The organism is Dyella mobilis (assembly GCF_016904945.1).
Lineage (GTDB): Bacteria > Pseudomonadota > Gammaproteobacteria > Xanthomonadales > Rhodanobacteraceae > Dyella_B > Dyella_B mobilis.
In genome coordinates this window covers 15,552-37,574 of sequence record NZ_JADIKF010000036.1, presented here as the reverse complement: position 1 = coordinate 37,574, position 22,023 = coordinate 15,552, and the positions used below count along the sequence as shown (strand labels likewise).

General features: G+C 61.4%; 24 protein-coding genes. 12 read left to right on the top strand and 12 right to left on the bottom strand.

What is annotated here, in order from left to right:
• Positions 1-220: 220 nt before the first annotated feature.
• Positions 221-556, top strand: a complete 336-nt coding sequence (locus ISS99_RS23185; RefSeq protein ID WP_239537695.1) for a 4-oxalocrotonate tautomerase — start codon at positions 221-223, stop codon at positions 554-556.
• Positions 557-622: 66 nt separating this feature from the next.
• Here ISS99_RS23185 and ISS99_RS05120 read toward each other — a convergent pair whose 3' ends face one another.
• A complete protein-coding gene (locus ISS99_RS05120) occupies positions 623-1,738 on the bottom strand; it encodes a hypothetical protein (protein ID WP_204630522.1) in 1,116 nt (371 codons plus the stop codon).
• 204 nt (positions 1,739-1,942) lie between these two features.
• On the opposite strand from ISS99_RS05120, the gene ISS99_RS05115 reads away from it, so the two are divergent.
• Both ISS99_RS05115 and ISS99_RS05110 read left to right on the top strand, forming a co-directional pair.
• Positions 1,943-2,353, top strand: a complete 411-nt coding sequence (locus tag ISS99_RS05115; RefSeq protein ID WP_204630521.1) for a hypothetical protein — start codon at positions 1,943-1,945, stop codon at positions 2,351-2,353.
• The gene (locus ISS99_RS05110) at positions 2,256-3,128 is read left to right on the top strand and encodes a plasmid replication/partition related protein (RefSeq protein WP_425490433.1); all 873 of its coding nucleotides are present in this window, start codon (positions 2,256-2,258) and stop codon (positions 3,126-3,128) included. Before ISS99_RS05115 ends, ISS99_RS05110 begins: the two co-directional genes overlap by 98 nt.
• A gap of 81 nt (positions 3,129-3,209) precedes the next feature.
• Here the strand turns inward: ISS99_RS05110 and ISS99_RS05105 are convergent, their stop codons facing one another.
• Positions 3,210-3,860 (bottom strand): hypothetical protein, encoded by a 651-nt coding sequence (locus tag ISS99_RS05105; RefSeq protein ID WP_204630519.1) that lies wholly within the window; start codon positions 3,858-3,860, stop codon positions 3,210-3,212.
• Positions 3,861-3,917: 57 nt separating this feature from the next.
• Between ISS99_RS05105 and ISS99_RS05100 the strand changes: the two genes are divergently transcribed.
• Positions 3,918-4,898 (top strand): LysR substrate-binding domain-containing protein, encoded by a 981-nt coding sequence (locus ISS99_RS05100; RefSeq protein WP_204630518.1) that lies wholly within the window; start codon positions 3,918-3,920, stop codon positions 4,896-4,898.
• 6 nt (positions 4,899-4,904) lie between these two features.
• Here the strand turns inward: ISS99_RS05100 and ISS99_RS05095 are convergent, their stop codons facing one another.
• The 7 genes from ISS99_RS05095 to ISS99_RS05065 all read right to left on the bottom strand — a co-directional run bounded on the left by ISS99_RS05095 (position 4,905) and on the right by ISS99_RS05065 (position 9,587).
• Positions 4,905-5,762: a sigma-70 family RNA polymerase sigma factor gene (locus tag ISS99_RS05095; RefSeq protein ID WP_284343837.1), complete on the bottom strand. Its 858-nt coding sequence runs from the start codon at positions 5,760-5,762 to the stop codon at positions 4,905-4,907.
• Positions 5,759-6,082, bottom strand: coding sequence for a putative quinol monooxygenase (locus ISS99_RS05090; RefSeq protein WP_204630517.1), 324 nt, complete (start codon positions 6,080-6,082; stop codon positions 5,759-5,761). Before ISS99_RS05090 ends, ISS99_RS05095 begins: the two co-directional genes overlap by 4 nt.
• A gap of 86 nt (positions 6,083-6,168) precedes the next feature.
• Positions 6,169-6,705, bottom strand: coding sequence for a hypothetical protein (locus ISS99_RS05085; protein WP_204630516.1), 537 nt, complete (start codon positions 6,703-6,705; stop codon positions 6,169-6,171).
• Complete coding sequence (locus tag ISS99_RS05080; RefSeq protein ID WP_204630515.1) at positions 6,684-7,349, bottom strand: methyltransferase family protein; 666 nt, start codon at positions 7,347-7,349, stop codon at positions 6,684-6,686. The genes ISS99_RS05085 and ISS99_RS05080 overlap by 22 nt, the downstream gene beginning before the upstream one ends.
• A gap of 37 nt (positions 7,350-7,386) precedes the next feature.
• The gene (locus tag ISS99_RS05075) at positions 7,387-7,797 is read right to left on the bottom strand and encodes a hypothetical protein (RefSeq protein ID WP_204630514.1); all 411 of its coding nucleotides are present in this window, start codon (positions 7,795-7,797) and stop codon (positions 7,387-7,389) included.
• A 47-nt stretch (positions 7,798-7,844) separates the two neighbouring features.
• Entirely contained in the window at positions 7,845-8,582 is a 738-nt protein-coding gene (locus ISS99_RS05070) for a sel1 repeat family protein (RefSeq protein ID WP_204630513.1), read from the bottom strand.
• Between the two features lie 120 nt (positions 8,583-8,702).
• Positions 8,703-9,587, bottom strand: a complete 885-nt coding sequence (locus tag ISS99_RS05065; protein ID WP_204630512.1) for a hypothetical protein — start codon at positions 9,585-9,587, stop codon at positions 8,703-8,705.
• Positions 9,588-10,285: 698 nt separating this feature from the next.
• On the opposite strand from ISS99_RS05065, the gene ISS99_RS05060 reads away from it, so the two are divergent.
• The 8 genes from ISS99_RS05060 (at position 10,286) to ISS99_RS05025 (ending at position 19,512) form a co-directional block, all read left to right on the top strand.
• Complete coding sequence (locus tag ISS99_RS05060; protein WP_204630511.1) at positions 10,286-13,225, top strand: putative bifunctional diguanylate cyclase/phosphodiesterase; 2,940 nt, start codon at positions 10,286-10,288, stop codon at positions 13,223-13,225.
• Positions 13,226-13,290: 65 nt separating this feature from the next.
• Complete coding sequence (locus ISS99_RS05055; protein ID WP_204630510.1) at positions 13,291-13,908, top strand: TetR/AcrR family transcriptional regulator; 618 nt, start codon at positions 13,291-13,293, stop codon at positions 13,906-13,908.
• Positions 13,892-15,373 carry a nitrilase-related carbon-nitrogen hydrolase gene (locus tag ISS99_RS05050; protein ID WP_204630509.1) on the top strand — a complete coding sequence of 494 codons (1,482 nt, stop codon included), beginning with the start codon at positions 13,892-13,894 and terminating at the stop codon, positions 15,371-15,373. Before ISS99_RS05055 ends, ISS99_RS05050 begins: the two co-directional genes overlap by 17 nt.
• 26 nt (positions 15,374-15,399) lie before the next feature.
• The gene (locus ISS99_RS05045; protein WP_204630508.1) at positions 15,400-15,825 is read left to right on the top strand and encodes a GNAT family N-acetyltransferase; all 426 of its coding nucleotides are present in this window, start codon (positions 15,400-15,402) and stop codon (positions 15,823-15,825) included.
• Between the two features lie 105 nt (positions 15,826-15,930).
• The gene (locus ISS99_RS05040; protein ID WP_204630507.1) at positions 15,931-16,308 is read left to right on the top strand and encodes a BlaI/MecI/CopY family transcriptional regulator; all 378 of its coding nucleotides are present in this window, start codon (positions 15,931-15,933) and stop codon (positions 16,306-16,308) included.
• Positions 16,305-17,849: a M56 family metallopeptidase gene (locus tag ISS99_RS05035; protein WP_204630506.1), complete on the top strand. Its 1,545-nt coding sequence runs from the start codon at positions 16,305-16,307 to the stop codon at positions 17,847-17,849. The genes ISS99_RS05040 and ISS99_RS05035 overlap by 4 nt, the downstream gene beginning before the upstream one ends.
• A 159-nt stretch (positions 17,850-18,008) precedes the next feature.
• Positions 18,009-18,416 carry a hypothetical protein gene (locus ISS99_RS05030; RefSeq protein ID WP_204630505.1) on the top strand — a complete coding sequence of 136 codons (408 nt, stop codon included), beginning with the start codon at positions 18,009-18,011 and terminating at the stop codon, positions 18,414-18,416.
• Between the two features lie 4 nt (positions 18,417-18,420).
• Positions 18,421-19,512, top strand: a complete 1,092-nt coding sequence (locus tag ISS99_RS05025) for an alpha/beta hydrolase (protein ID WP_284343840.1) — start codon at positions 18,421-18,423, stop codon at positions 19,510-19,512.
• Positions 19,513-19,620: 108 nt separating this feature from the next.
• On the opposite strand, the gene ISS99_RS05020 is transcribed toward ISS99_RS05025, so the two are convergent.
• The 3 genes from ISS99_RS05020 to ISS99_RS05010 are packed head-to-tail and all read right to left on the bottom strand — an operon-like array spanning position 19,621 to position 22,021.
• Entirely contained in the window at positions 19,621-20,388 is a 768-nt protein-coding gene (locus ISS99_RS05020; protein ID WP_204630504.1) for a hypothetical protein, read from the bottom strand.
• Entirely contained in the window at positions 20,385-21,128 is a 744-nt protein-coding gene (locus tag ISS99_RS05015; RefSeq protein WP_204630503.1) for a hypothetical protein, read from the bottom strand. The genes ISS99_RS05020 and ISS99_RS05015 overlap by 4 nt, the downstream gene beginning before the upstream one ends.
• Positions 21,128-22,021: an ABC transporter ATP-binding protein gene (locus ISS99_RS05010; protein WP_204630502.1), complete on the bottom strand. Its 894-nt coding sequence runs from the start codon at positions 22,019-22,021 to the stop codon at positions 21,128-21,130. Before ISS99_RS05010 ends, ISS99_RS05015 begins: the two co-directional genes overlap by 1 nt.
• Between the last annotated feature and the right edge of the window lie 2 nt (positions 22,022-22,023).

Sequence of the window (22,023 nt, the reverse complement as noted above, 5' to 3'; positions counted from 1 at the left end):
ACGCAGATACATCTTTCGCCCCGGCCGTGAATGCCGACGACTCGCAATGATTTACGTAGGCCGGCACGTGCGGCCGCGGCATCGCCGTTGAAGGGAGATTCGTCGACCAGACCGGAGACCACCGCGCGCATTCTTCAACACGAGTTTTCTTTTGAATGCGGCTGAGGCGGTCATCGTTCGTCCCCTGCTTTGCGCTTACAGAGCAACGGCGAATGACCGAATGGCATTTCGATTCGGCGGACAGTTGTTCGCCATTACCAACCAGGCAGTTCTGGGTGCAAACCCTTTTTGCGCATTTATCGCGCAGGCACGGCGCGCGAGACTGCCGTCCCGCCCGGCACCCCGCCGGGTCCCCGCGGAGCAACAAACCATGCCGATGCTGCGATTGGAAATGCACCCTGGCCGCACGCCAGAACAGAAACGCGAGTTCGTCCGCGAAGTGACGCGAGTGGCCGTCGAGATTCTCAAATGCCCGCCCGAAAGCGTGGACATCGTGATTCAGGAGATTCCGCGCGAGCTGTGGGCGAAGGCAGGGAAACTGGTTTCGGAGGCATGAATCCGGACATCGAAGACGCCGAAGAAGATCCCTTCTTCGGCGTCTGTGCCTACCTCATCAGTACGCTCAGTTCGATTCAGTAAACTGGATGGCCGGCGACGATCCGCCCGAGGCGCTGCAACTGCCCAGGTTCAGATTGTTGGTTTCACCGGTGGTGCCCGAGCTGCTCGGCCCCACGCAGCTCGGCGTATCGCCGTTGCCGTCGTTGACGGCGAGATTCACCGTAAGCGAGGTGCCGCTGTTGAACTGGGCTTCGGAGCCGCCGGCATTACCGACCACGTTGAACTCCGACTGCGTCCACCACGACGCCAGGCTGTTGGTGCTATCGGACTCGCTGGCCGAATACGCATCCGAACCGTCGGTGAAGGTCACCGTGTCGTTGCCGTTGGCCGAGCTGGAACCGGACAGGGTCAGGTTGCCCAGATCGGTCGCCGCAACGGCTGGCACGCTGGTGGCGTTGCTGTTGACGAAGCACGCGTACTGGCCGTTGCCGCTGGCATCGTTCCAGCCGTTCGGGCAGCCGACGCTTTCATAATCGCTTTCCGACGGGAACACCCAGTTCTGGATGAACACCTGCGGCTCGGCCGGCGTACCGTTGTTATTGGTCGAGTAGACAAACTGCTCCCATACCTGGCAGCTCGCATAGCCGAAGTTGGAACAGGCCGTCGACGAAGAGTTGATATCGGTATTGAGCTGCAACGTATATTGGTTGTCGCCGGTAATACCGTCGCTCTCGCTGCCACCGAAGGGCACGTTCACACCCTCTTCGGAGGTCAGCCCGCTCACCGAGGGGAAACTGCCCACGGCCGATACCGTGGTGGACGGTGCCTGCGCAACATAGTCGGTGCCGTTGCCGGCGGTTTCCGGGCGCAGCAGCGTGCCCTTGGCCGTATGCACTTTCTTCCAGCGAATCGCGGAGCGGTAATGCGGCTCCGATCCGCAAGCGATGCGTGTCCACACCGTGCTGGGGAACGAAGCGTGGAAGCACCCCGCCGTCGGTGGCGGCAAATGCTTGATCGATTCGTGCCAGCTGCCCAGCGCTTCTTTGTGCGCTTGCATGGCCGCATCGTTGCTTGCTTGCGCGGCCATCGCCGGCGAAGAAAGACCTGCTGCGCAAAATACGCCCGCGATAGCAGCAGCGAGCACCAGGTTACGTACGCCAAACATCACATTCGACTGCATTCTTCTCTCCTAAGTAGGCAAATATTTGTACTTGTCCACTCCTCCCCCTCTGGAGTCGATGCACCAACCAGTAATCACAAACAGCAACAACAGCAATTGCTTTCAAAATGCAGCGACGGATGCGTCATCCCCTGCACGTATCCGTGCTGCGTATATACAAACGCCGTGTATTTCAACTTCCCTACCCTTCGATGAAGTTTTTTGATGTCGATGAAATTGAAAATGACGCAGCCTTCACGAACGCGGCCGTGTCGTGACGAAGTCTTCACGACGACATCCGTTTTCCGTTTGATCCGTTTGATTTCAAAAACGCCAACGCTGCGTATCTTTATCGCCGTAATGAAGATGGCACGTCTGGCTCCGCCGCCACTCTTTGATAACTGCGACGATTTGAAATCGGTGCCGATGAATAACAGCGCGCAAGCGGCGCACTTTTGTTCGACGGGTCCAGCCGGCATTGCTCAATATTTCGGCAACTCGCGGCCGGCGTTCCGTATTGCTGCCCGGGCACACTACAATGCGCGCCCTTTTCTCTCGATCCCGGGCAGCGCAGATTTTGATGGACATCGTCGTCAACGAAGAACTCAAGGCTTATATCGATCCGCTGACGCCTGAGGAATACGAGTCGCTGGAACGCAGCCTGCTTGCAGAAGGCTGCCGCGATGCCCTGGTGCTGTGGGGCGAGGTGCTGGTGGACGGCCACAATCGCTACGGCATCTGCCGCAAGCACAACCTGCCGTTTCAGACGGTGCAAAACCCGCGTTTCCAGTCGATCGAAGATGTGCACCTGTGGATGATCGAACAGCACCTTGGTCGACGCAGCGTGTCTGATTTTCAGCGCGGCGTACTGGCTTTGCGCAAACGCGAAATTCTGGCGCAGCGATCGGCCACACCCGCGGCGACTGTGCCGGCGGTTGATCACGAAGATGAAGCCGCTCCCGCGGATGAGCCGACCGCCCCTTCCACCGCACCTGCCGAACGCCCACCCAGCCGGGAAGCGCTTGCGCGCGAAGCCAAGCTCAGCGGCAATCAGGTAGCGCTGATCGAAAAGATCCAGAAGCAGGCAGCGCCCGAAGTGGTGGCGGCGGTGCGTTCGGGCAGTATCTCCATCAACGCCGCCGCAGCGGTGGCGAGCATGCCGGAAGAGGAACAGCGGGAGGCTGCCTTGGCGGGAAGCAAGGAGCTGAAGGAAATGGCCAAGCGGGTGCGCGAATCCAAGCGCAAACCGCGTGAAACAGCGGTGCCGGAGGCGGCCGCGCCTTCACCGGATGTCGACGTGGATGAGGGGGCCGACGAATTGACCAGGCTTCGCCGGCAGGTAGCCGAACTGCAGGAAGAAAACGCCGCGTTGCGCAAGGAGCTGGCCGATTTGCGCGCCGTCGCGGCGTAATTTTCAGGGCGGTCTTGCGGGTTTAAAGTCGCTGGGCCCCGGCTTTCGCCGGGGCGACGACGGTTGTGGCGGGAAAGGTCTTCAAGCGCCTATTTGCTTCGGGCGCCCGTCTTCGCACAGCTCGGCGCGATCGCCACGCACGAAGTCCGCGGTCCAGTTCGTTTCCCAGGTACGGTTGTCGTAGGAATAGGCTTGCTCCCAGTGGGCATGGTCTTGATCGCGGAGCGTCCAGAGGAATCGCACCTTGACCGGACGACCGTGGGTGTCGTGATCCTCGGAATAGAACTCCCCGACCTTCCCGTGGAAACCGCCGACCATGGCCGGGGTTTCGAGCACGCCGGCCTTGCTGCTCACCCAATAGATCGACCATTGCCGCTTGGCCGGATCGAACGTGCGCAGGGTCAACCCTGAGTTGCGCTTCGTTGGCGCGTACATTTCGTCCACGGTAGCCATGCCGTTGAGATAGGGCGACCCGCACAACGTGGCGGGAAATGTCTCCCAATCGTGGCTGCCCACGCCGGTGGCCTTGAGACGATGCTGCGTGGTGACCCAGCCGCTGCCCATGAAGTAATCGAAATCGTGCGTGGTTCCGGTGACCGTGGTCGAGTAGCCCGGCGGAACCGCATCCGCGGCAGCCTGCGGCGCGTCGCCAGCGGCTACTCCAACCATGGCTGCGGCGAACAGCGATACCGCCATCAGGGCGGCGGCGGGTTTGCGATTAAACAGCGTCATTCTGGACCTCCAGTGTCGGCAGTGAGAGGATGCGGCCAGACCATTCTGGCCATCTCCATGAGCCCTTCACCACCCAAGAATCGGCGCCGAGGCCAAGCACAACTTGGGGTGGAGGACTCCCGCCTGCCGTCGCTCTCGGCCATTCGCGCCTTTGAAGCCGCCGCACGACTGGGCAGCTTCGCCAGGGCGGCGAGCGAGCTGGACACCACGTCCGCGTCGGTCAGTTATCACGTGCGCCGCCTCGAACAGCAGATCGGCGTGCAGCTGTTTTTGCGGCATGCGCAGAAAGTCGAATTGACCGTGCCCGGGCAGTTGGTGGCGAGCGAGGCGACCCAGGCATTCGCCGCCCTGCGTGCCAGCTTCATCAAGGCCCTCGACACGGAAGAATCGCGCCTGACCCTGACCACCTTGCCGACCTTCGGCACAACCTGGCTCACACCCAGGCTGGGGGAATTTCGTGCGCGCCATCCGGAGATCACGCTTACGCTCGATCTCTCCGTACCCGCGCACGATCTGACCGAAGGCTGCTTTGACGTAGCCATTCGCAACGGCCACGGCCAGTGGCCGGGGCTGCGCACGGTACCGCTTTTTCCCAGCATCTTCATGCCGCTCTGCGCGCCTGCGCTGAAAGGCGCGGCGCAGAACATCGCCAACCCGCGCGCGAAACTCGACGTCCCGCTGCTCGGCCGGCCGGATTGGTGGGCCGCGTGGTATCGCGCGCAAGGTTGCGCCGACGACACCCTTCCGGGCGAATTCGGCACCAGCCTTCCTACCGAATACCTCGATATTGCCGCCGCGGTGGCCGGGCATGGCATTGCGATCGGATCGCCGATCCTGTTCCGCGCCGAGATCCTCGCGGGGCGATTGGTGCCGGCACACGAGTTCGTCGCCACCGACGGGCGTTCGTTCTGGATGGTCTTTCCCAGCGCCAAGGAGCATCGCCCGAAGATTGCACGCTTTCGCGAATGGCTGTGCGGCGAAGTCGAACGGGAGTTGTGCGCTACGCGAGACTATGTGCGCAGGGCGAGGCCCGGCTGACAGGCCCTAAGCCAGCCGCACCCAATCGATCGCCTCGAGTACATACGTCGCGAACAAGAAATCCCGAATTCCGCTGACCTGACCATCCGACCAGTCGAGCAACACGAAATGCGCCGGTTTTTCTGCGTCGACGGTGCTGTCGAAAACCAGCATCGCCGGGCGTCCTTCCACCGCGCCGAGCGCAAACCGCCACTTCGTGACTTCCGCATAGCGGGTGAAATAGCGGCCGATCTCGTCGCGTCCCTCCCATTGCAGCCGATTCACCAGTTCGAGCTTCACGTCGTCGGCGAGCATGGCGCGAATGGTGTCGAAATCGCCACACTGGAACAGGCGGACATAGGTGGCAATTTTCTGCCGTTCCGCATCGGACATCAGCGGCAACCGGACATCCTCCGGCGCTTGCGCAAGTTGCCGCAACGCCACGCGTCCGCGCTGAAGCGCCGACTTGGCGGCCGGCTGGGAGCATTCGGCAATGCTCGCGATCTCCTCGACCGAATGGCCCAGCACATCCTTGAGAATCACCGCGCAGCGCTGCAGCTCAGGCAGCCGAAGAAAAGTTCGAAAGCTGACCTCGACGATGTCCACCTCGGACGCGGAGTCCGCCGCAATCTCTTCGGTCAACGGAACGATCGTTCCGCGCGACCGCTCGCGCAGGAAATCGAGGCAGGCGTTGTGGGCAATGCGGAACAGCCAGCCGTCGAGATTGTGCGCCTCGGTGCCCTGCGCCCACGCCTGCAGTGCCTTGAGCAACGCATCTTGCAGGACATCCTCGCCGTGCACCGCCGATCCGGTCATGCGCGCGCAGTAGCGATGAAGGCGTGGCCGCAGTGCCTTCAGCCGTTCCTCGAATGGCTCAGTGGTCACGCATCGGAATCCGTTCGGCGGGTTTCGCTCAACACAGGCGATCCCATGAGCGATTCCAGGCTTGCCAGCGCCGCGACCTGGGGGAAATACGCCACCATGCGCGGATCGCTGCGCATGGCCTCGACGGCTTCACGGGTTTCCCATTCGGAATAGATCACGACGCTGGCGCCGTCGCTCGCGGCGATCAGGCGGGTCGATTTCCAGCCGTGCAGCGTGCGGATCACCCCATGGGTGCTCTGCTTCAACAGCGCTATCAGGGCGTCCTGCTTGCCGGGCTGGGCCTTCAGCAGATTGATCAGGATCACGGACTGGTCGGACACGGCGCATCTCCTTGGGTTTGGGATACACCTATGACGATCCGGCAAGTAAAAACGGATCGCATCGCGAAAGATTTTTTGAAAATGCGTCATTTGAGCTCGGCTGGCGTTATGTCCACGCTCAACCCGTTTTTTCCGCAGGCGTCTTCCTGGTCACCGACCCATTGGCGTGTGACCAGGTAATCGCTGCCGTTCACATCATCGTCGGCGGCAACGACATCTTTATTCAAATCGAGTATTCGCCTGGAACGCGCGAGAGCGGCGACGCCATCCTCCCACAGGATGATCTGATGGCCGGCCGGCCAGATCACCCAGGCGAAATAAGCACCCTTGCCGTCCTTTTCGCCCAAAATGCAGGCATGCGTCGCAGCTTGAATGTGCCGGGTACGCAGGTAGTCGATGAGTACGGGGCGATAATTGGAAAAAAATTTGTCGTCGGAAACCTTGAAGGTCTCCAGGCTGCCCTGGCCATGGCCGGCGACAGGCAAAATCGCCCATAGCGTCAAAGTCAGTGAAATAACTGCGCGCCGCATGACACTTCCCCTGTGTAACGTTTCCGGGCCGGATCGGCCGCGACGTCGATATCCGTCAGCCGTTGCGGTTATCACCAAATTCCCGGCAGCCATCGATATTTGACCTGCTGCTTGTACGCAGCGTAACCCGCCAGGCCGCCGGTAAGCACGTGTTCCTCGAACAAGGTGCGCGGAATCAGCCCAAGCACAAATACTGCGGCGGGAAGCAACCCCCACCACGAGCCAAGACAAAGCGGAATGCTCAAGGTCAGTACGGCGCCGGAAATGTAGCCCGGATGCCGCACGATCGCGTAAGGGCCGTTGTCGATGACGGTTTGTCCGCGGTCGTTTTGAAGGCGAACACCCGGCTCGAAATAGCGATTGACCGCCTGCGCCCACCCCGCCACCGCAAATCCCAGGAAGAACGGCAGGTAGGCCGCCCAACTCACCCAATCGGGCGTTTGCGCCAATTGGTAGCGGTAATCGAGCGCCGACACCGGAAACGTGGCAAGGAATGCGATGAAGATGACGGTAATGAATACGTAGTCGAGCTTCATGGTGCCCGGCTGCACGCGTGAGCGCGCCGAGAAAATATCGGGGTTGACGCGCGAAAGCACGCCCATGGCGACCAGCACCGCAGCGATGAAAGCGCCGCAAAACAGCCACGCGCGCGCCCATTCGATCGTTCCGGCGGGAACAAACAGGATTACGCCGATGAGCAGCAAAGAAAAAACTGAAGATAGCAAGGCGCGAATCACGCGCTTCTTCTCCTGAAACCTCAGCCCTGCTGCGCGATCAGGGCGAGGAGATCGCGCAGGTGAGCCTGAAAGCCGAAGGCACGGGAGTGGCTACGCCGCTTTTCGAGCTCAATGCGTGGAAGGACACGAGCAATTGATGGGGCTCTGCCATCGGCGCGTCGACGGTGCCTTCAAGATCCGAGTTGTCGGGTGTTGCGGTACACGACTTTGCGCTTGGCGCAGCGTCGCTGAAGATCACCTGATACACACCGCCGCCATCGCTGGACTGGACGAAAACGGCGCTGACCCAGCCGCCCGGATCCTGATGCGTGATCGAGCCCTTGATATCGATGCGGGCCGTATTGGTGTTATCGCCGGTCTGCGTATGCGCTGCTTGCGCATGAACCAACGGAAAAGCCGTGCTGCCAACCACGAGAGTCCAGATCACTGCCGCCTTCTTAGCGTTCACGAAGACCTCCATCGATGAATGAGCAACTCGTTATGCGTTTGACGTAATCAGCGATCGGTTTGCGACGTTGAAGCAGACACCCGACTCGCCTGCGCAAGTGGGCTGTTGGCAGGAATGGTCACGCCCACCGTGACGTGTCCCCAACCCTGGAAATAACCGTCGCCGGCATCTTGCAGCTTTCTTAGCGCCAGAATCGGCTGCACGGTACCCAATCCGTCGATAACCACCGCAGTGTCCTTGGACCAGGGATCCAGACCGGTGCCTTGCATGGCATCCCAGACGTGATCCCTGATCGCCCACCATTGCGCCTGGAAACGACGTTCCGCGTATTGGGCGACTTGGGCGTCACCGTAGCTGGGCAGCATTTTCGCCACCAGCGCCTGGGCTTGAGCCTGCTCTTGCGGCGTACTCTGCGAACGTGCCGAGGCCAGGATGGCAGCGTAGTAAGGGTCCTTGCGTTCGGCGGCCAGCGTGAGCCACGCAAGTCCTTGCGCCTTGTCGATCGCGATGCCGCGACGCCCGTTGAAGTAATCGACGCCCAGAGCAAACTGGGCGCGCTTTTCTCCCCATCTCGCAGCATATTTCGCTTCGCTGAATCCTGCGGCGTCGTCGCCTTTTTGCCAGTCGTGGACGGCTACGCAGTAATGGAATTGACCGGGAAGCAGCTTTTCAAGCACCGGAACACAGGTGCCCGATAAAGGAGTGGCGGCGGTCGCGGGATAGACCACCCACATCGCGGCCAGCAATATCAAGAAAAACGGGATGTGCCTCATCGCTCGAATCATGTCCAGTTGCTCCGAATGACGACTCCGCGGAGCTTAGCACCACGCAGCGTGGCCGGGTATTCGACAACAGGCGCCCCGCACCTAGGGCCCGTTAGCGTTATTTTCGTAGCCTTGACCTTCTCACGGATGCTTGCCCGGAACTCCGGAGAACCAGGCCCAAAACGCATCGTCAAAGTTCAAACTGCACAGGATGATCGGCTGCATCGCCGGATCGCGATGCCGGATCTCAAGGCGTGCTCCTGACCGGTTGTAGGAAAGATTGCAGAAGGCGACGTCATCGCGCTTGATCAACCGCGTTGCCGAGAACAACTGCTCGACGACGAGCGATTTTTCGGTCATTTCGACGCTTTGCGGCGCAATGGCGCGGTAGCCGTAGGCACCCGCAAATGTGCCGCCCACCAAACTCAGGAATGCATCTTCAAGGCCGATGCCGTGCCGCACGATGTCCCTGAGGATGTAGAGCAACAGGGCGAGCGCCAGCATGGCGGCCACGCCGTACAACACGCGCTGGTCGGTCGGCGTGCGATAGATTCGCGGATGCGGCGTGGGCTTGGGTGCGCTATCGCCACTACCCCGCACGTCGCTACGCGTTGGCAGGTTACCTATCGCACCGCTCGGAAAATCCGGACGGGCGGCGTTTTCGGTGGCAGCAAGGGAATCAAGGAATCCGGACAACCGCTGCCCATCAGTGCCCGCCAAATCGTGATGAATGAGTTGCGTGGCGTTCGCATCCTCGCTGATGGCTTCGACCATGGAACCATGCATGACCACATAGTCGAAGTTCTCGCCTGCCCTCGCCCGATAGGCGGCGAAAGTGAAAGGCGATGCATAGAGCGCGACGACCCAGCACTCCCAGCCTTCCGGAAAGCCCTGGCGACACGTGGCCGCCTGGATGCTGGCCACGTCGTAGTACGCCTTCTTACCTTGCTGACGCAGAAGATCCCGACCTACCTCACGCGCGAGGCGCGCCTTGTCCGCGGTGGCCAATTTGCAGATATCCGTCATTTGCTTTCGCGCAAAAGCGTGCGCCCGATCGCGCCTGATGCCACGTGTGTCCGAGGATTGCCGCTCCACCTGGGCAACAAAAGGCTGGACCCGAACCTGGGAAGGTTCGAGGCGGCTTGAGCACGGCAATGCATTTATCCCCCTGGACGTCATCGAACTCGCCCGCTTGCGTCTATTTGTGTGAAATTTTTATGAGCGCCTAGACTTATTGGATGCTACGCGAGAATCGCATAAGGAGACATGTCCAGTTGTCTCATTTTTGAGACCGGCCGCCTGCCAGAGAGAAGGCACTTGGGCATCCCGTTCTCCCCATTTACCGGAGATGCATGCACTGACCGGCAGGCGCGGGAGCAAAGGCTGGCTTGCGCCGGCGATGACAAAATACTCGGCAGTTCAGATAAACCCGCCAAAAACGCGGCACGCCACCTTCAGCAAACGGTAAGCACGTACCGCGGCAGACTGATACCGATAACGTACGAAACCTTGTCATTTTGTGCTGCAATAGGTCCGCAGTCGGCCAGCACAAACAAAGCAGCGCGGCAATGTGTGGAGCACCTCGTGGAGTTGCGAAAACAGCCCGTAAATGCCCTTTTGCGCGCCTCGACACGGCCATCGAGCCACCGCGCGCCTTTATCTGCCCGCCTCGTTGCACCTGAAACCTGCCAGTGGGCAGGCAGCCCGATGCGGGGCGCCGCCGCGTGACGACGGTAAGCGCCCCTCCCAAGGTCCCATCCCAGTCGACCCTGTTTGTATTCGGCAGCATTACCGCCGTGCTGCTGCTGATCATCCTGTTGAACGGCTTGAGGTCCGATCTGCGCTCGCAATTGAACGAGAGCAGCCATCGCTCGAGCGAAGTAGCCCTCAACGTGGCGCAAGCGATACGCGTCCCGTTGCGCACCAGCGCCAACGCCATCACGTTCGTTGCCGAGGAATCCAACCGCCTGCAACGCACTGCACCGCAGCAAAGCGATGCACTGCTGCAGGGATTGATCGCGGAGATACTTCGGCGGCAACCGCAAATTCTCGGCATCGCCTTCGTCGATACGGCGGCACCCAAAGGAGACGCCACCACGACCGTACCCGCCCGCGCGGCACTGGCAACGTGCCACACGGATGCGCCGGTGCCCGGCGAAGCACCCTGCTTTGGCCCGCTTACGGATACGCCACGCGGCCCGACCTTGTCCGTCGTGGCGCCGCTGGCGGCGCATCAATGGGTCGTCGGAGATGTCCAGGCCAACGCCTTGAAGCGCACCGCCGAAAACATCCCGCACATCAACGATATTTTCTTCAAGGTGGTCGATGTTGCCGGGCAGACCATCGTTCAGGGCGGCAACGAAGCTGCCGCCCCCGCCCCGGGCGATTCGAGCCCGCCATGGTGGGTCGGCAGTTTCTTCGGGTTGCACGACGTCGCTCCGCTTTGGGCCCAAGCGCAGACCGAGCCCTACCCGTTCAGAGTGATTGCCGGCATCAACTATCAGCGGGCGCTCGCTCCCTGGCACCGGCAGGTCGCCACGGCAATCGCTTTCTACCTGCTCTACCTGTTTGCTTTTGTCAGCCTGCAAAGCGTGATGTACCGCGCCACGCGCATGCAGCGTTACTACATCCAGAGCCTGCAAGCCAAAACCCACGACCTGCACGTTGCGCAACGGGTGGGCAGAACCGCCATCTGGACCTTGCACGACGGTCATTTCCAGTGCACCGACGAAGCGGGCGAAATTTTTGGCTTTGCCGATGGACGCAGCAACGCAAGCGTGCCTGAATTTCTGTCGTTGATCGTGCCGAAGGACCGGGAGCATTTGATCGAGCAGGTAAAGATCGCCTGGAGAAACGATGCACCGTTGCGTGCCGAGTTCCACATCAAGCGGCCGGATGGCAACCTGCGCCGACTTTCCGCCGGCGGGCAGCTGGTGGTCGACCAGGCTGGCGTGAAGCGCATGACCGGCACGGTGGTCGACGTGACCGAACAATGGGAAGCTCATCAGCAGCAAGCAGAGAGCGAACAACGCTTTCGCTCGCTGTTCGACCACAACCCTCTTCCTTTCTGGGTATTCGATGTTGCCACGCTGAATTTTCTGGAAGTGAATGCGGCGGCCCAAAAGGCCTACGACTACACGCGCGAAGAATTCCTGGGCATGACGATCCTGGATATCCGGGACCCGGAGTGGCACCCGGACCTGGTCACCCACCTGTCTACGTCGTCGGAAGCCAGGAAAGCGCCCAGAGAGTGGGTGCATCGCACCAAAAGCGGACAAGCCATCGACGTGCGCATCCATGCGGCCAATATCGTCTTCAACGGTAGGCCGGCACGCCTTGTGCTGGCCGAAGACATCACGGCGCATCTGGCCGGCGAACGTGAAATGGCCTACCAGGCCCTGCATGACGTCACCACCCGCCTGCCCAATCAGCACGCCCTTTTCCATCGGCTGGACGACCTGATCGCCGGAGGTTCGAATTTCGATATCGCTTATATGCAGCTGATCGGCCTGGATGCGATCGCCGATACGTTCGGCATCGACGTGCCCACCGGCATCCTGCAGGGCGTTGCCGAGCGCCTCATTCAGTACGCGGGTAACGGCGCGTTCTTGGCGACGGTGACCAACGAGGCATTCGCGCTGGTCGCCCCCGCCGGCCAACTTACCCCCGTCAAGCTGCACGAAATCGTGCAAGCCATCACCGAGCCCTTGCACTACGAGGAAACCCAGCACCAGATCGACGTGGTGATCGGCGTTGCCAATCATCCGCGTGACAGCGCTCAAAGCGACGTGCTGCTAGGGCATGCCGCGCTGGCTTCGCACGCGCACATCCGAAGCGGCCAGCCCATCCACTACTTCACGGCTTCGCTCGCACAGCAATCCAGGGAAAAACTGCATCTTTCCGCTCGCCTGCGGCGGGCCGTGAAGCGGCACGAATTCGAGCTGCATTTCCAGCCCGTCACCAATTACCCGGATCGGCAGCTGGTCGGATTGGAAGCGCTCATCCGATGGCCGCAAGACGACGGCACCATCATCCTGCCGTCGACGTTCATTCCCATGTGCGAGGAATCCGGCCTGATCGTGCCGCTCGGGCGCTGGGTATTGAACCAGGCCGCCAAGGCCAGCCTGCAGCTCAAGGAGGCCGGCTTCGACGTCTTGCCGATCGGCGTCAACATTTCGCCTGCTGAATTGCGCAGCGACCTGGTGGCGAACCTGCGCGCCATTCGCCAGGCCTACTCCCTGGCCGAGCGCGCCATTCACATCGAATTGACGGAAAGCAGCCTGATCGAGCACAAGGACAAGGCCATCGGCATCATGAAACAGTTGAAGGCCGATGGCGTGGCCGTGGCGCTCGACGATTTCGGCACGGGATTTTCCAGCCTTTCCTATTTGCGCGACCTGCCGATCGACATGCTGAAAATCGACCAGGCCTTTATCCGCAACGTCGACTGGGATGCCAGGTCGTCCACCATCTGCGAAGCGATCATTGCGCTGGGCAAGAGCCTGAAGATCCAGGTAATTGCCGAAGGCATCGAGCGGTCTTCGCAATATCGCTGGCTATACAAGCACGGATGCGACGCCGCGCAGGGCTTCTATCTGGGCAAGCCGGAGCGGCTGACGGAGTTCATGGCGCAATGGCATTCCGCCAAAGCCAAGGCGCGATAAACGCCAGTCGCGAACGCTTGGCATAACCTCTTTCGACCTACCTGCGGCAGGCGGACTGCCTGCACTTGCAGCCTTGGGTCATCCATGTATACAGTGTATACATGACGACTCCGAACACCGCCGAGAAGATCGCCTGCGCCGCCCGCGAGCTATTGGAGCAAGAAGGCGCCGAGGCGGTGAGCATGCGCCGGGTGGCCGGCGCCGTGGGCATTACGCCCATGGCGATCTATCGCCATTACCCTGATCGGGAAGCGCTGTTAAACGCCGTGGCCAACGCAGGTTTCCAGGAGCTGGCCGCGTCGCTAAAAAAACGGCGCTTCCGCGGCAAGCTGGAAACGCGCCTGGTGCAGGTGGGGAATATCTATCTTGAACACGCACTGCAAAATCCGCGGCTGTTCGAGCTGATGTTTTTACAGAAGCGCACAGGCGCGCGCGTCTATCCACAGGACTTCAAGGCGCGCCTGTCGCCCACCGCCAATCAAATGGCGGACGTCGTCGAGGAAGGCATCGCCAGCGGCGAACTGCGCAAGGACGACCTGTGGGAAGTGGTATTTGAAATGGGCGCCCTGTCGCACGGGCTCATCATGCTTTATCTCGGCGGGCGCATGGCGCTCTCGGCCGATCAATTCCGCGCTTTCTATGAACGATCGTTTCGGAGACACATCCATGGCATCCTGGCTTGATCCCAAGCGCGTCAGCACCTGCGTCGCCGCCGTCGCTCTCAGTGCGGTACTCCTGTGGTTCGGCACCGGCATGGAGCCGATGTGGCCGCTGCTGTGGCTGGCACCATTGCCCGTATTGCTGATCGCGACGCGTGCGTCGGCCTTTCGTACAGCCATTGTCGCGTTCGTTGCATGGTTTGCCGGCACGCTCAACATGTGGAGTTATCTGCACGGGTTGATCGAGGTGCCCGCCGCGGACTACCTGATCAACTTCAGCACCATGGCACTGGTATTTACCGCCACGGTGCTGCTGTTCCGGGCATTGCTGCGCCGTGGCGCCTATATCAGTGCGCTGCTGTCGGTACCGGCAGCCTGGGCGTCGTTCGAATACATCGTCAACCTGGCAAGCTCTTCGGGCACGGCGATCAGCCTTGCCTATTCGCAACTACGGTTTTTGCCGTTCCTGCAATTGGCATCGCTGACCGGCCCCTGGGGCATGAGCTTCCTGGTGTTTTCGTTTCCGGCCGCGCTGGCGATCGGCGCTTATCTGTACCGCGATGCGCCCAGGCGGGCAGCCTGGATCGTCGGTGCTGAAATTGCCGTGCTGGCTGCCGTGCTGGTTTTCGGCACGGTGCGTTTGATGTCGCCGGTGGGCGGACCAACGTTGAAGGTCGGCTTGGTGGCATCGGATGCGCCCGACAACGACAACGTGGCGGCCAAAGGGGCGCCCACCGATCGCCTGCTGCAAGCATACGCAGACGAAGTGGCCAAACTGGCCGCGCAAGGTGCCAAGGTGGTCGTGATTCCGGAAAAAGTCGGCACCGTGACTCATGACGACGCAGCTAGCGCCGACGCGATCCTGCAGGCCATCGCCGACCAAAGCGGAGTCACCCTGGTTGCCGGCGTGGACCACGAAGCAACCAAGGCCGACTACAACGCAGCCCGCGTATACACTCCGCACGCGGCGACGCTGGAATACCACAAAGAACACATGCTGCCGCCGTTCGAGCTGAAATTCACGCCCGGCACATCGATGACCTTGCTGTCGCACGCAACGGGTACCTGGGGCGTCGCCATTTGCAAGGACATGGATTTTGCGAACCCGTCGCGCCGCTACGGCAAGGCTGGTACCGGGCTCATGCTGGTGCCGGCGTGGGACTTCAACGTTGACTGGATCTTCCATGGCCACATCGCCCTGATGCGCGGCGTGGAGAACGGCTTCAACCTGGTTCGCGCCGCCAAGAACGGCAGCCTCTACGTAAGCGACAACCGCGGGCGCATCCTTGCCGAAGTGCGTACCAATACGGCACCGTTCGCGACGCTCATCGCCGACGTACCCACCGCCCACGCCGCCACGCTGTACCAGCAGCTCGGCGACTGGTTCGCATGGGTGGCATTGGCCTTGCTGTTGTGGGCAATCGCGCAGCGACTGCGGTTGCGCAAGGCGCCGCTCGATACCGCAACACGTACCGGCGACGCGACTTGATCACGCCACGGATCACGACTGCAACGGTGCGACTCGCCACCACGGCAGACCTGCCGCCCCTTCGCGAACTGTTTTTTGCCTCGCGGCGCCAGGCCTTCGCCTGGCAGCCTGCCGACTCGTTTCGAATCGATGATTTCGACCAGCAGACCCACGGCGAGCTGTTGCTCGTGGCGGAGGAAACTCCTGCCCGATTGATCGGCATGATTTCCGTCTGGGAGCCGGATCAGTTCATTCACCATCTTCACGTCGATCCTTCGAGTTTTCGCCGAGGCGTCGGCAGCGCACTCTTGCAAGCGCTGCCCGGCTGGCCAAAGACGCGCTATCGGTTGAAATGCCTGTGCGCCAACACGCCCGCACTCGCGTTTTATCGGGCACTTGGCTTTACCGAGGCAGGATCGGGTGCAACCGACGAGGGCGAATACCTGCTGCTGGAGTCGACTGGCGCGGGCTGATTCAGCGGCCGCTCGACCGCCATCCATCAACTAATCTCATAGTTGACAAGCCGCGCACCCCAGGTATCTACTACATCCATAGTAGAAAGGGAGCGAACAGCCAGCATGAAAATTGCCCTTACCGATCGCGAAGCGGATGTCATGCAGGCGCTGTGGGACCACGGGCCCTCACTGGTTGCCGAGGTTCGCGAACGATTGAGCGACGAACTCGCCTATACGACCGTGCTCACCGTGCTGCGCACGCTCGAAGGCAAAGGCTACGTCGGGCACGAAGAAGAAGGCCGCGGGCATCGCTACTTCGCCAGCATCAAGCAGCAGGCTGCACGCAAGAACGCCGTGCAGCATCTGACCGAAAAGCTGTTCAAGGGCTCCGCGGAATTGCTCTTTTCGCATTTGGTGTCGGAGCAGAAGCTCAGCCCCGAGCAGATTCGCCGCATGCGCAAGCTGCTGGCCGAGCGTTTCGACGAGGATGAATCGGAATGATCGCCTGGGTGATGTACGTCATCCTGGTGACGTTCGCGCTGAGTGCGTCCGCACTGGCGGCCGAACGCGCGGCAAAAGTCCGCCGGACGGCGACGCGATGGATGTGGGCAGCATCGCTGGCTGGCTCGCTGGTGCTTCCGACGACGATCGCGTACGTATCGTTCCGGCTTCCCGACACGCTCCTCTCGCACGCCGAACCGACCCCGATCGTGTTGCGCAATGCCACATCGATACCGATGCCTCCGGTGTTGCTGGATCTTGGCGACGCACAACCCTATGAGACATCCGGCAACGTCGATGCCTTGGTGCGCGGAATCTGGGCAGCCGCCTCGGCGCTGATGTTGCTGACCCTTGCCTTGGGCTCCGCGTTGCTGCATCGACGCAAACGCCGATGGAACGAGAAAAGCTTGTACGGCGAACGCATCCTGGTCGCGCCCGACGCAGGGCCGGCCGTCGTCGGCCTGCTGCGCTCGCGCATCGTGGTACCGACGTGGCTGTTGCAAGCGGACCATGAAGCGCAGCGGTGCGCCATCGCCCACGAACGAGCGCATCTGGACGCGCGCGATCCGCAGCTCGTCGCCATCGCCCTGGTGCTGTTGACGCTGATGCCCTGGAATCCGCTGATGTGGTGGCAGTTCCGCCGCTTGCGCCGCGCCATCGAAGTGGACTGCGATGCCCGCGTCCTGCTCGGCGGTCATGATATTGGCGCTTATTGCGAAACGCTGATCCAGGTAGGCCAGCGCCAATCGAGTCACATCGGCGTGCTGCCGGCGATGGCCGATTCCGCATCGTTCCTGGAATTGCGTATTCGACAGATGCTGCGCAAGCCCAAGAAATGGGCGCGCGCATCGGCAGCTGCGTTGCTCTGCGTTGCCTTGGGCATGGCGGCCTTTGCAGCACAGGTAACCCCGCCGGTCGGCGAATCGCTCGATCGCTACACCGGCTACTACCAGATCAGCCCCACCTCGCTCGTTACGGTGACGCGTGCCGGCGACGGTCTCACGGTCCGCATCAGCGGACAGATCGCCGCGCCGAAACCCTTCCACCTGACTCCTTCAGGCAAGGCGCTGTTTGCCGTGAAAGACGGCCCGGGACCGGCCACGGTGCATTTCGTGATGGACGCCGATGGCCGCGCCTCACGACTGATCGCCAGCCAGAACGGGCGCGACGTGCTGGACGTGACGCGCATCGACGCCACCACCGCCGAGCGGATCAACGCTGCGCTCGCGGCACGCATCAAGGCGCAAAAGCCGTTCCCGGGAAGCGAGAAAGCGTTGCAGCTGTTTCTCAGCGACCCCGTCAGCGGCGCCGGCATGAGCGACGACCTGGCCCGCATACGCGCGGAGCAGAGGGCATCGCGGGAGAAGTTTCTCGCTGAACTCGGCCCGGTCGAATCCTACACCTTCACGGGAGTCACCAAGTTCGGCCAGGACAGTTACCTGGTCAAACGGCAACACGGTACGGAAACGGTGTTGATGGTGATCGACGCGAACGAAACCTTGGTGAGCGCTCTCCAGTACACGGGGACGCGAACCTGGTAAGCGCTTTGCGCTCCCGATAAACGAGTTTTCAACCGATTCGCGTTTGACGGTCCTCGGCCGGGGACCCGGCTGCACCCTCTCCCACCTCCATCGACCTGTGGCCATTGCGAATGGCCGCAACGGCACCCCTGTGCCTCCTTCCCCCTCAGGAGTGATGATGTGAAACATACCGCAGCAGATCTTGCCGTACGTTGCCTGGCGGCAGCCTCGATCGGAATCGCATCTCCGCTCGTGCAGGCCGCAGCCCCCAAAGCGGATACCGGTGGCGCGTCTCATTCTTCGTTTGTCCTGGAGATCATCAACGACACGCGCAGCCACATCGATTCGTTTTCGATCACTCCCGCCGGAACCGATCGCTGGAACGAAATCGATTTCATGCGCCCCATGCAGGAATCGTCGTTCGACAGCGGATCCGCCGTCTTGATGCAGATTCGCGACGGCGGCGGCTGCCTGCACGATCTGCGCACGACGCTTTCGGACGGCAACCGCATCGTCACGCGCCGGTTCGACCTCTGTCATTTCCATGCCTACCGGCCCGGCACGCACATCTTCAAGAGCGAGGAATAATCACGTGAAACGAGCACTATCGCGCTGCATCCCCATTCGGTTCTTCACTAGCTGGCTCGTGCTGACAGTCTGGATCGGCATCGCTTCGCTGCCAGCACAGGCCGCCGGCCTGCAGCCAGGTGCGCACACTGGAACCTTGCAAGGCGCGCTCTACCGCATCGACATCCCGGCCAACTGGAACGGCGACCTGGTCATGCTGATGCACGGCTACCAGCCCGTAGGTGCACCGATAAAAAACCCGATGAGGGCGGCGGACGCCACGTCAAACTTTCTTGGCCTGGGTTATGCCGTTGCGCAAAGCCAATATTCATCGCAAGGCTGGGCCGTAGGCGATGCCGTCGTCGACAACGAACGGCTTCGGCGATATTTCATTCATGCCTTTGCACAACCTGCGCATACGTATATCTACGGCTTTTCGCTGGGTGGCATGGAGGTTGCGGCCAGCATCGAACACTATCCGCACGCCTATGACGGCGCGCTGATCACCTGTGGCGTGACGGTCTCGACTCCAGAAATGGTCGCGCGGGGCCTGCTCACCCCGTTGGTGGCATTCGACGCGTTGATACCTGGCGTACTGCCCGATCTGACCGCTCCCGATTCGCCTCCTTTCATTCCAGCGGCTGTCTTCGACAAAGCGCTGCAAGCGCACCCGAAGGAGGCCGCCATCCTGAGTCGGCGACTGGAAACGACATCGTTTTCGCTTTATTACATGGCGTTGCGCGAAATCGAGCACCGTGCGGGCGGCATGCCGGTGGACAATCGCAACACGGTTTATCGCGGTTTCGGTGACGACGACGCGTTCAACCGCAAGGTACATCGCTACACCGGCTCACCCGCTGCCATGGACTACGCCCGCCGCAATGTCACCTTGACCGGTCGCATCGACATACCGCTGGTCATGCAGTGGAATACCAGCGACCCAACCATTCCCGCGCGATTCCACTCCATCTACCCCGAGCAAGTCCGTGCGGCAGGCGACAGCAAGTGGCTGACTGTCCTGCCACCGTTCGGCGAAGGACACTGCAACTTCCCTGCCGAGCAGACCGTCGTGCAGTTCAACACGCTCCTGGACAAAGTGCGCGCCGAACGGCACTGATCGCCATTAGTCAAGGAAACAAAGCCGCTCGCAGGGCGCGCGGCTCGTGGAGGGGCACGTCACGCAGGAAGGCTTCGGCGCTTCAAGCATTCCTGGCCCGGTACTTCATTAACAAAAATCCCTTTGCCGCGCGACCTGAACCGCCACGGCAATCAGCGCAGCCGCAACCGCCATCATGCAGGCCAGCAGCATCCATGGCGGCGCACCGACCAGCAACGCCTCGCGCGCATCGAAATACGGCATCGCCATGCCGCTCATGATGTGGTGGATATTCAGCGGATAGCGGCTCAGCGGAGGAATCAGCGTCGCCACCGGATAGAAGATCGAAAAGACGAACGAAATGGCCAGCGCCGCATATTCGCTGCTAAACAGTATTGCTGACAGGAAGGCTATGGCGAAGAAGACCGTGCCGCCGACAAACCACAACAACGCGAAGCGAGCCATCTGCCCCAGCGGATAGGACACGTGCGCCAGGCGGGAGCACATCATCAACGTCAGCAGCGGCAATACAGAGAGCACGGCAATCTGCCCCACGCCCAACAGCGCCTGCGCCAACGTCAGGTGCAAGCGACTCACCGGCAGGGCCAGTGTAAATCCCACCGTTCGGTGCAGGCGCTCGCGTTGTAATCCGCCCAACGCAAGCACCATGGACAGGATCACGAACAAGGCGCGCGCCGGTCCGCCATAGATCAGCCGGTAGATGTAGCCGACATACCGGTCGCCGATGAACTCCCCGCGTGGCGCGTACCACCCGATCAGGCCGTCGCGGCAAACCACACCCAATACGCACGTGGCAGCCAGCAGCGCCGCACCAAGCAGGAACCGCCCACTGCTCTCGCGCCAGGCCTTGAACAGCAAGGGCATCGTCACACTCATGAAAAATCCCTGCGTGCCACGACGCTGCCGGCCGCCCCAATGAGACCCAGCGCGATCCCCGCGTAGAGGCCAAGCGCAAGCCAAGGCAGTGGTGCGGCGAAGCTCGCCAGCGTCGGCGCAGCCTGCACGGAAAGCTGCGCGCCATGCATCGTGCCGAACAAATCCAACGCAGGAAAACGCGCCAGCCAAGACAGGTCGGCGAGCACCGAATAAGCCAGCAATCCCGCTACCGAAGCCACGGCCGGCGAGTAGGCTCCGGGCAGAACGCAGGAAAAGAAGAACGCCATGGCGAAGACGAGCATGCCGCAGCCGGCCCACAACGCGCTGAACTGCAAGGCGCGTGCAAACGAATAAGCTTCGCCGAAAAACGGGGACAGCAACGGAATCAGCAATGCGGGCAACAGTGCCAGCAACGCAACCTGGATCAGTCCCATGGAAGCCCTGGCACTGACAAGCCGCCATCGGCTTACCGGCAGCGAGAGCGTAAATCCGGCAGTACCTTGTGCACGCTCCTGCAGCACCCCGCCCAGCCCAAGTACGATCACCAGGAGAATAAACAGGTCCAGCACATTGGCTTTATAAACGGCGGCCCAGATGTAGCGCGCATAACTCAGCGGTTCATCGGCACGTGCGCGTACGCGTTGCTGCAGTGCCACCACCAGCGCGCACATCCACAGCAAGGCCGCGGCGCCGATGGCAAAGCGGATCCGGCTTTCCCGCCACATCTTGTACCAGAGCATCAGGTGGTGTCCCTGACCATGTCGAGAAAGACTTCGCGCAAATTCACCGGCGTCACCTGTACGGTCGCACTGAGCGCGCGCGCATAGTCCACGATGCCCTCGACATTGGAACTGGCGAGCACCCTCGCCTGCCGCCCCGTAACACGGGTGCGCTCCACCCCAGCCAGACTGAAAGCAGGCATCGGCTCCTGCGCAGCGATTTCTACAGTGATGTTGCGATAGTTGTTCAGCAGGTTGCTGAGCAAAGTGTCCATGACCAGCCGCCCATGATCGATCATCAACACCCGGTCGGCAATCTGCTCCACCTCGCTCAACTGGTGCGAAGAGAAGAAGACGCTGGTGCCGCCGGCACGGATCTCTTGCAACGCTTGCAGCAGCTCTTCGATGGACACCGGGTCGAGACCTTCCGAAGGTTCGTCGAGAATGATCAGCTCCGGCCGCCTGGCCAGTGCCAGCAACAGGGCCAGCTTGGTGCGCATGCCTTTGGAAATGGCCTTGACCTTGCGCCCCAGCGGCAACTGGTAGTCCTGGAGCAGGCGCGCTTCGATCTGCGGTTGCCAGTCCGGATAGAACGAACGGGTAAAGCGGATGAGCTCGCCGACGCTCATGTAGCCGTACAAGCCTTTGTCTTCGCCCACGTAGGCAATGCGCCGACGGATCTGCACGCTTTGCACGGGATCGTCGATGTCGTATCCCAGCACCCGCCCGGTGCCTGCGGTGGGGCGGATCATGCCGAGCAGCATCTTGATCGTGGTGCTCTTGCCGGCACCGTTGCGCCCCAGAAACCCGGTGATCTGGCCGCGCTCCACCGTAAAACTCAGATCGCGTACCGCTTCCACCCTGCCATAGCGCCGGCTCAGGCCGCGCGTTTCGATAATCGGATCGTCAGTCACGT

Excerpts from the sequence above, each read along its gene's own strand:
- ISS99_RS05100 (WP_204630518.1), top strand. The coding sequence starts at position 3,918 with ATGAGCCCTTCACCACCCAAGAATCGGCGCCGAGGCCAAGCACAACTT.
- ISS99_RS05085 (WP_204630516.1), bottom strand. The coding sequence starts at position 6,705 with ATGGCTGCCGGGAATTTGGTGATAACCGCAACGGCTGACGGATATCGA.
- ISS99_RS05050 (WP_204630509.1), top strand. The coding sequence starts at position 13,892 with ATGGCATCCTGGCTTGATCCCAAGCGCGTCAGCACCTGCGTCGCCGCC.
- ISS99_RS05020 (WP_204630504.1), bottom strand. The coding sequence starts at position 20,388 with ATGAGTGTGACGATGCCCTTGCTGTTCAAGGCCTGGCGCGAGAGCAGT.
- ISS99_RS05015 (WP_204630503.1), bottom strand. The coding sequence starts at position 21,128 with ATGCTCTGGTACAAGATGTGGCGGGAAAGCCGGATCCGCTTTGCCATC.
- ISS99_RS05120 (WP_204630522.1), bottom strand. The coding sequence starts at position 1,738 with ATGCAGTCGAATGTGATGTTTGGCGTACGTAACCTGGTGCTCGCTGCT.
- ISS99_RS23185 (WP_239537695.1), top strand. The coding sequence starts at position 221 with ATGGCATTTCGATTCGGCGGACAGTTGTTCGCCATTACCAACCAGGCA.
- ISS99_RS05065 (WP_204630512.1), bottom strand. The coding sequence starts at position 9,587 with ATGACGGATATCTGCAAATTGGCCACCGCGGACAAGGCGCGCCTCGCG.
- ISS99_RS05105 (WP_204630519.1), bottom strand. The coding sequence starts at position 3,860 with ATGACGCTGTTTAATCGCAAACCCGCCGCCGCCCTGATGGCGGTATCG.
- ISS99_RS05040 (WP_204630507.1), top strand. The coding sequence starts at position 15,931 with ATGAAAATTGCCCTTACCGATCGCGAAGCGGATGTCATGCAGGCGCTG.
- ISS99_RS05035 (WP_204630506.1), top strand. The coding sequence starts at position 16,305 with ATGATCGCCTGGGTGATGTACGTCATCCTGGTGACGTTCGCGCTGAGT.
- ISS99_RS05070 (WP_204630513.1), bottom strand. The coding sequence starts at position 8,582 with ATGATTCGAGCGATGAGGCACATCCCGTTTTTCTTGATATTGCTGGCC.
- ISS99_RS05110 (WP_425490433.1), top strand. The coding sequence starts at position 2,256 with ATGCGCGCCCTTTTCTCTCGATCCCGGGCAGCGCAGATTTTGATGGAC.
- ISS99_RS05115 (WP_204630521.1), top strand. The coding sequence starts at position 1,943 with ATGTCGATGAAATTGAAAATGACGCAGCCTTCACGAACGCGGCCGTGT.